Origin of the sequence: Hafnia sp., from assembly GCF_036648275.1 — a bacterium.
Lineage (GTDB): Bacteria > Pseudomonadota > Gammaproteobacteria > Enterobacterales > Enterobacteriaceae > Hafnia > Hafnia alvei.
On record NZ_JAVXIQ010000055.1, the window covers coordinates 1 to 8069 of the forward strand.

At 50.7% G+C, this 8069-nt stretch carries 3 protein-coding genes; 1 reads left to right on the plus strand and 2 read right to left on the minus strand.

Features of this window, described 5'->3' with window-relative positions; genetic code table 11:
• Nucleotides 1-2129, minus strand: a 2129-nt coding sequence (gene malQ, locus RSC70_RS20675; RefSeq protein WP_332543462.1) for a 4-alpha-glucanotransferase, incomplete at its 3' end; no start/stop codon positions are given.
• Nucleotides 2130-2164: 35 nt separating this feature from the next.
• On the minus strand, nt 2165-4573 hold the full coding sequence (gene malP, locus RSC70_RS20680; protein ID WP_332543460.1) for a maltodextrin phosphorylase: 2409 nt from the start codon (nt 4571-4573) through the stop codon (nt 2165-2167).
• A 539-nt stretch (nt 4574-5112) separates the two neighbouring features.
• Here malP and malT point away from each other — a divergent pair.
• Entirely contained in the window at nt 5113-7827 is a 2715-nt protein-coding gene (malT, locus tag RSC70_RS20685) for an HTH-type transcriptional regulator MalT (protein WP_020303543.1), read from the plus strand.
• The last annotated feature ends 242 nt before the right edge of the window (nt 7828-8069 follow it).

Genomic DNA, 8069 nt, shown 5'->3' on the forward strand with positions numbered 1-8069 from the left:
GCTGAAACCTTACGGCGGCGTTTATCTAAATCGCGAATCAAAAGGTCAACATTAGGATCGTTAAACATCTCTTCAAGGGTATGTGTCAGCTTACGACGCCAGTTTGGATATTGATCGCTGGTACCGGGAATGTTGACCGGTTTTTCCATATCCAGCCAGTCTTCAGGCTGTAAGCCGAGTAGGGCACTGGCGCTATCGGCGACATAGCGTTGCAAACCTCGATTAAGCGTCGGGCTCATTGCTAAGTGATTGGCGCGGTGACCTACTTTTTTCGGTACACATCCGTATTGATGTAAACCGTTTAGCAATCCTTGCTTAGCCGCTTCGCGATCGGCATGTAACTGTCTGAGGACGTCTAAATCGGGATAAAGGCCGAGCTCTCTGCCTAGATGTAAATCATCGGCTTGCCAGTAGCCGCGTAGCGTCGGTAGATCGTGGGTAGTAATAGTCGCCATGGCCTGCACGGTATAGGATTGCGGGGCACGGAAGCTATTGTCCTGATCGTGCTCAAAATACAACACTTTGTAGGAGTACACTCCACAATCGCGTAATTTAGCGATAATTTCAACCGGTACGGTACCCAGATCCTCGCCGATAACCATACAGTGATTGCGCTGACTTTCTAATGCCAAAATTGCCAGCAAATCATCGACTGGATAGCGTACGTAGGCACCTTTATCGGCAGTTTCACCGTAGGGTATCCACCATAAACGCAGCATTGACATGACATGGTCGATACGTAGGGCACCGCAGCAGGTCATATTAGCGCGCAACATATCGATGAACGGTTGATAGGCTCGAGCGGCCATAACGTGAGGGTCCATCGGTGGCAGCCCCCAGTTTTGCCCTAACGGGCCGAGAATATCCGGCGGTGCGCCAACGGAAGCTTTCAAGCAGTAGAGCCCATTTTCGCCCCATGTTTCGGCGCCGCCTTCGGCTACGCCTACCGCTAAATCGCGATATAAGCCAATCGGCATTTTTTGCTGCTGGCAAACTTCAAAACATTCAGAGAGCTGACAATATGCCAGCCACTGTAGCCAGAGGTAAAAATCGACTTTATCCGCATGTTGGTGGCAAAACTCGGCCACGCCGCTGCTGTCTGCGTTGCGTAAATTATCAGGCCAGACCGGCCACCCCCACATAGTCGGGTCCTGAGCGCTGAGATGCGCATGCAGGGCATCGAAGGCGGCCTGTTGGTACAGGCTTTCTCCACCCTGTTGCACAAAGTGCTGGAAAGCTTTCAGACGCTTGCTACTGCTTTTTTGTTTAGTAAATTCAGGATATGCCCGTTGGAGTGCATTGAGCTTGAGCGTGATAACGCTGGTGTAATCGACCCATTCGCTAGCTCTGGCTTCGCTGAGGCGCAACTGAGTTTCTGCATTATTCCACCATGCTTGGGCTTCAGCGCTATGCTTGAACTCTTCAACCTGATTCACGTCGATATAGGCCACGTTGAGCCAACGACGAGAAGATGGACTGTAGGGGCTAGCGCTTTCCGGATTAGCAGGATAGAGAGAATGAATAGGGTTTAGGCCGACAAAAGCGCCCCCGCGTTTAGCGACGTTCAGCACCATCTGCTTAAGGTCGCCGAAATCACCGATTCCCCAGTTGTTGTCCGAGCGTAAGGTGTAAAGCTGTACGCAGGCTCCCCAGAGTTTACGGCCGGTGAGCAGCGCATCGGGTTCAAAGCAGCGCGTAGGCGTGACAATAATTTGGCACGTCCACGCTTGTTGTTCATCACGCAACGTTAGCTGATGGTAGCCCAACGGTAAATCACGCGGCAGGGTCAGGTTTTTACGCCGCTGTACTTTGCCGTTGTGTACGCCCGTTCGCGCCTGCTTATCTGCTGGTTCAGATTCTAAAGTCAGCGTCCACGTGTATTCCCCAACGGTCTGGAGATTGAGATGGCAAGGGCGCCCCTGAGTAAACACCACCACCGGTGGAACCGGTGAGCCGACCTGCGTCGGCGTGAATGGGTGCATCGCTTCCAGCAGACGCTGTTTGGTTTCAGTGCTAATCGCTTGCTGTTGTCCATGGGCATTGATATAGCTGGCGGCGATACCTGCTTGCGCCGCCAAACTTTCCAGCAGCTTGCGTTCGTCTTGCTGATGCTGCGTAATTTGTTCCATTGGCGGTGTTGTTTTCTCTTTCATGGAACAGCTCCTTAACGCTTGGCCTGCCAGATTCGCTGTTGATAATCGCGGATAGAACGGTCAGAACTGAACATACCCACGCGAGCGGTGTTGAGGATGGTTGCTCGAGTCCATTTATCCTGATCGCGATACAGCACGTCCACTTCTTGCTGGGCACGACAGTAGTCGGCGAAGTCGGCTAATACGAGATACGGATCGCCGCCGTCTAACAGGCTATGCAGCATTGGGTCGAAGGCGTGCTTATCGCCATTGCTGTAATGCCCTTTGGCGAGCTCATCCAGAATGAGCTTCAGTTGTTTGTCTTTACGATAAATTGCTTTTGGCTGATAGCCTTTGGCTAAGGTCGCCTTTACCTGTTCTACGGTTTGTCCGAAGATAAAGATGTTCTCTTCACCCACTTCCTGTGCAATTTCAACGTTAGCGCCATCCAGCGTCCCAACGGTTAACGCGCCGTTGAGCGCGAGCTTCATATTGCCGGTGCCAGAGGCTTCTTTACCCGCAGTGGAGATCTGCTCTGAGATATCGGCCGCAGGTATCATCAATTCCGCCACAGAGACACGGTAATCAGGGATGAATGCTACCTGCAAACGACCTTTCATTAACGGATCGTTATTGATCTTTTCGGCGACCTTGTTGATCGCATAGATAATATTTTTTGCTAGATAGTAACCCGGAGCGGCTTTTGCCCCGAACAGGAATACGCGCGGTACACGGTTTGCCTGTGGGTTGTTGCGTAGCTCATGATAGAGAGCCAGAATATGCAGCAGGTTTAGATGCTGGCGCTTATATTCATGCAGTCGTTTAATCTGCACGTCGAAGATTGCATCAACGTTCAGCTCTAACCCCATCACGTTTTTTACATACTTCGCCAGTGCGATTTTATTCTCACGCTTGATGCTCTGATATTTCTGGCGGAAGTTCGCATCGTCGGCATAAGGCTCTAGCGTTTTCAACGCGTCTAAATTATTGGCCCACTCGGTTTTCAGCGTGCTGTCGATCAGTCCTGCGAGTGCTGGATTACACTGCTTCAGCCAGCGGCGTGGCGTGATACCGTTGGTCACGTTGTGGAATTTATTCGGCCACAGTTGGTAGTATTCAGGGAACAGGTCTTTTACGACCAAATCAGAATGCAGTTGGGCAACGCCATTGACGGCAAAACCGCCGACGACGCACAGGTTTGCCATGCGCACCTGCTTGTTGTGATGAACGGCCAGTTTGCTCCACACGGCCTCATCGCCTGGCCACTGTTTCTGCACCTGCTTTTTGAAGCGGGCGTTAATTTGTTTGATGATGTCGAAGTGGCGCGGCAACAGGCTACGCACCAAACGTTCGTCCCAACACTCTAGTGCTTCTGGCATCAGGGTATGGTTGGTGTAGGCGAAGGTGTTGCTGGTGATTGCCCATGCGTCATCCCACGACATTTGATGTTCATCCAACAGCACACGCAGTAGTTCTGGGATCGCGATGGTTGGATGGGTATCGTTAAGCTGGATAACCTCATACTTAGGTAAATCGGCCAGCTTACGTCCCGCTAAATGGTGTTTGCGCAGGATATCGGCTACAGAGCAAGCGCAGTGGAAGTACTGTTGCATGAGTCGTAGGCGTTTACCCGCTTGATGGTTATCGTTTGGATAGAGAACCTTAGTGAGTTTGGCAGCTTCAATACCATCGCTTTCCGCTTTTAAGAACTGACCATCGTTGAATTTGGTTAAATCAAATGGATGCGCGTGGGTGGCTTGCCACAGACGCAGTGGTTGGCTTACACCATTGTGATAACCCAGAATGGGCAGATCCCACGCTTCTCCGCGAAGTGTTAATGCTGGCTGCCATAAAACGTTACCCTCCTTTTGCTTAATCAGCTTACCGCCAAAATTCACGTCTACGTTTAATGCGCTGTTATGACGGAACCACGGGTAGCTTTCGCGCTCCCAGTTGTCTGGCGCTTCCATCTGATGACCGTCGCTGAAGGATTGGCGGAACAGACCATACTGATAGCATAGGCCATAGCCAGTAGCTGGCTGTTCTACGGTCGCCATGGAGTCAAGGAAGCAGGCTGCTAAGCGACCTAATCCGCCGTTGCCCAAGGCGGGGTCGGTTTCTTGTTCCAATAAATCGCTGAGCAAAACATCATGCTTGGCGAGCGCTTTTTCTACCGCGTCATACCAGCCCAGATTGATCAGATTGTTGGCAGTGAGGCGCCCAATGAGAAACTCCATGGATAGATAGTTCACGTGGCGGAGATCGCTTTTGGCCAGTGCCTTTGGCTGAGGTAACGCCGATAGCTGCTCAGCAATAGCTGCACTTACCGCCTGCCACCATTGATGCTCCGTCATCTGGCTGGATGCGGTTAGTCCAAAGTGTTGCCATTGACGGGTAAGTGCCGCCAGGAATACGTCCTTATCAAATGGGATGTGCGACATATCAGTCTCTCTCAAGCATAAAGTTCAGGAATTGACGATATCCTGCCGACCCACCGGTTTTATAACATCCTCCCGAAGAGGGATGAGGCGGGGAGGAGGGGCGGGGCGTAGTCAAAACTGTGATCCATACCTACTCTCTGTCGTACAGCAGATGGAAAAATCTAGTTTCGATAACTTGAATGTAACGCCAAAAAGTCAGTTCTTGTATAAGAAACCAACAACTAAATTGTTAAGAATAGATATGAAATGTGAGGAAGCCGAAAATATTTGCTTTGGAGTCAGTAAAGAGACCTCCGTAACCTAAACCGAGGATCAATGAAACGGCGTTGATTCAATTTTTAGGCAAAGAGGTAAGAAGTTATGAGAAATGTGATCGACTGCAATTTCCTGCTACCAAGTCATCGTGGTCTGTTGCATTAAATGGCGTGATATCCCAAGTTAAACATGACTAATTAATTACGAAGCGCGAAATAAATAAAGCCATATTTTTAGTGAATATTGCTGTGGTTTGCTTTGGGCTTTCTTTGTGGGGTTTTACCATGCTAATTCCGTCGAAATTAAGCCGTCCGGTACGGCTACAAAATACGGTGGTACGCGAACGGCTATTAACCAAACTAGCGTCAGCCGGTAATTACCGGCTGGTATTAGTGAATGGGCCAGCGGGCTATGGTAAAACGACGCTGCTGGCGCAATGGGCAGAGGAAAATACCAATTTAGGTTGGTTCTCTCTTGATGAAAGCGATAATCAGCCAGAGCGTTTTGCAAGTTACCTGATTGCCGCTTTGCAGCAGGCAACCGGTGGACACTGCCACAAAAGCGAAGCGATGAGCCAAAAGCATCAGTACGCCACGCTTTCTGCATTATTTGCGCAGCTCTTTATCGAGCTTTCTGATTGGCATTCTCCGCTGTGTTTAGTCATCGATGATTATCATTTGATTACTAATGCACAAATCCATGAAGCGATGCGCTTTTTCCTGCGCCACCAGCCGGACAATCTCACGGTGATGCTGCTTTCACGTACTCTGCCGCCGCTGGGCATTGCTAACCTCCGCGTACGTGAACAGTTGTTGGAAGTGGGTACCAAACAGCTCGCCTTTAACCATCAAGAAGCCTCTCAGTTTTTCAATCATCGTTTGAAATCTCCGCTGCCTGATATTGAAAGTCATCAACTGTGTGATGAAGTTGAAGGCTGGCCGACGGCGCTTCAGCTGATTGCACTCTCTGTGCGCCAGTCTACGACTACCGCACAAGAGTCTGCGCGCCGTCTTGCCAAGATTAATGCCAGCCATCTCTCTGACTATTTGGTTGATGAGGTTCTCGATCGGGTTGATGCCAGTACCCGTAACTTTTTGTTGCGCTGCTCAGTGCTGCGCTCGATGAATGATGCTTTGCTGGTGCGGCTAACTGGCGAAGATAACGGTCAGCAACAGTTGGAAGAGCTGGAGCGACAAGGCTTATTTATTCATCGCATGGATGCTGATGGGGAGTGGTTCTGTTTTCATCCCTTGTTTGCCAACTTCTTGCGGCAGCGTTGCCAATGGGAATTGGCCGCTGATTTACCCGACCTGCATCGTCGTGCTGCTCAAGGCTGGCTGGACCAAGGATTTCCCGCCGAGGCCATTCATCATGCCTTAGCGGCCGGAGATGTCGACATGTTGCGCGATGTTTTATTGCAGCATGCATGGGAGCTGTTCCATCAAAGTGAACTCTCGTTGCTGGAAGAGTGCTTGAATGCCCTTCCTTATGAAAAACTGATCCAGAATCCGCGTTTGGCGTTGCTACAGGCGTGGCTGGCGCAGAGCCAACATCGCTACAGCGAAGTGAATACTTTGCTGGAACGCGCCGAACATGAAATGAATGTGCAGAATATTGTCATTGATGCCGCTATGTTGGCCGAGTTTGATGCGTTGCGCGCGCAGGTGGCAATCAATGATGGACTTCCTGACGAGGCAGAAAAGCTTGCCGTTGAGGCTCTGAAACATTTACCGATCAGCAGCTATTATAGCCGCATTGTCACCAGCTCCGTGATTGGCGAAGTGCACCACTGCAAAGGGGATTTATCCCGCGCGTTGCCAATGATGCAGCAAACCGAGCAGGTGGCTCGCCGTCATCAGGCTTACCACTACGCGCTATGGGCTATGCTGCAACAGAGCGAAATCCTGATTGCACAGGGCTTCCTACAGGCCGCCTATGAGACACAGGAAAAAGCCTTCGAGCTCATCGATGAGCAGCACTTAGAACAACTGCCAATGCATGAGTTTTTGCTGAGGATTCGCTCGCAGGTTCTATGGTCGTGGATGCGTTTAGATGAAGCTGAAGAGGCCGCGCGTAAAGGCTTAGCCGTCCTTGCTAACTATGAACCTCAGCAACAGTTACAGTGTTTGGCGATGCTGGCGAAGTGCTCATTAGCGCGCGGCGATCTGGATAACGCCAATCAGTATTTGCGCCGCTGTGAGAACCTGCTGCAATCTGGGCATTATCATCGTGATTGGCAAACTAACGCCGATAAGCCTCGGGTGATAGCTTGGCAAATGACGGGTGATCGCGCGGCTGCTTCACAGTGGTTAATGCAGGCCGAGAAACCTTCTCGCGCTGATAACCACTTCTTGCAAGGACAATGGCGTAATATTGCTCGAGTACAGATTTTATTAGGGCGCTATGAGGAAGCCGAAGTGGTGTTGGACGAGCTAAATGAAGAGGCTCGTCGGCTGCGTTTGGTTAGCGATCTCAACCGTAATCTATTGTTATGCAATTTGCTGTATTGGAATACCGATCGCAAAAGCGAGGCACTACGTGTACTGATTGAAGCGCTGAATTTAGCCAACCGCACGGGTTTTGTGAGCCACTTTGTGATTGAAGGAGAGGTAATGGCTCAGCAGTTGCGCCAGCTATTGCAGCTCAACACGTTACCAGAGCTAGATCAGCATCGTGCACAGCGTATTTTGCGTGACATTAACCAACATCATCGCCATAAATTCGCTCATTTCGACGAAAGCTTTGTCGAGCGATTGTTAAACCATCCGCAAGTGCCGGAACTGATCCGCACTAGCCCGCTAACCCAACGCGAGTGGCAGGTACTTGGACTTATCTACTCCGGCTACAGTAATGAGCAAATTGCCAGTGAACTGGACGTCGCGGCAACCACTATCAAAACTCACATCCGCAACCTGTACCAAAAACTCGGTGTAGCACATCGCCAAGAAGCGGTGCAGCAGGCGCAGAATATTATGAAGATGATGGGGTATGGGGTGTAAGTGTATTTGCCCAAGTAAGGCGGATCCCCAATGTTATAAACGTGAAGGATTTCGTACGCCTAATGCTCTGAAATCTACATGCACATCGTGCAGGCGTCCGAGTTGGGGGGCCAATCGCTGCCCCCCAACACCCCAGCTTGGCACCGTCCTTCAGCCTGCTTCGCAGGTACCCGAATGTCGTCATTCTGGCTTTAACGGAACGAACGGCAATCGCCATCCTGGCTCCTCCGTTCTTTCGCCGA

Coding starts and splice junctions, on each gene's coding strand:
- malP (WP_332543460.1), bottom strand. CDS start 4,573: ATGTCGCACATCCCATTTGATAAGGACGTATTCCTGGCGGCACTTACC.
- malT (WP_020303543.1), top strand. CDS start 5,113: ATGCTAATTCCGTCGAAATTAAGCCGTCCGGTACGGCTACAAAATACG.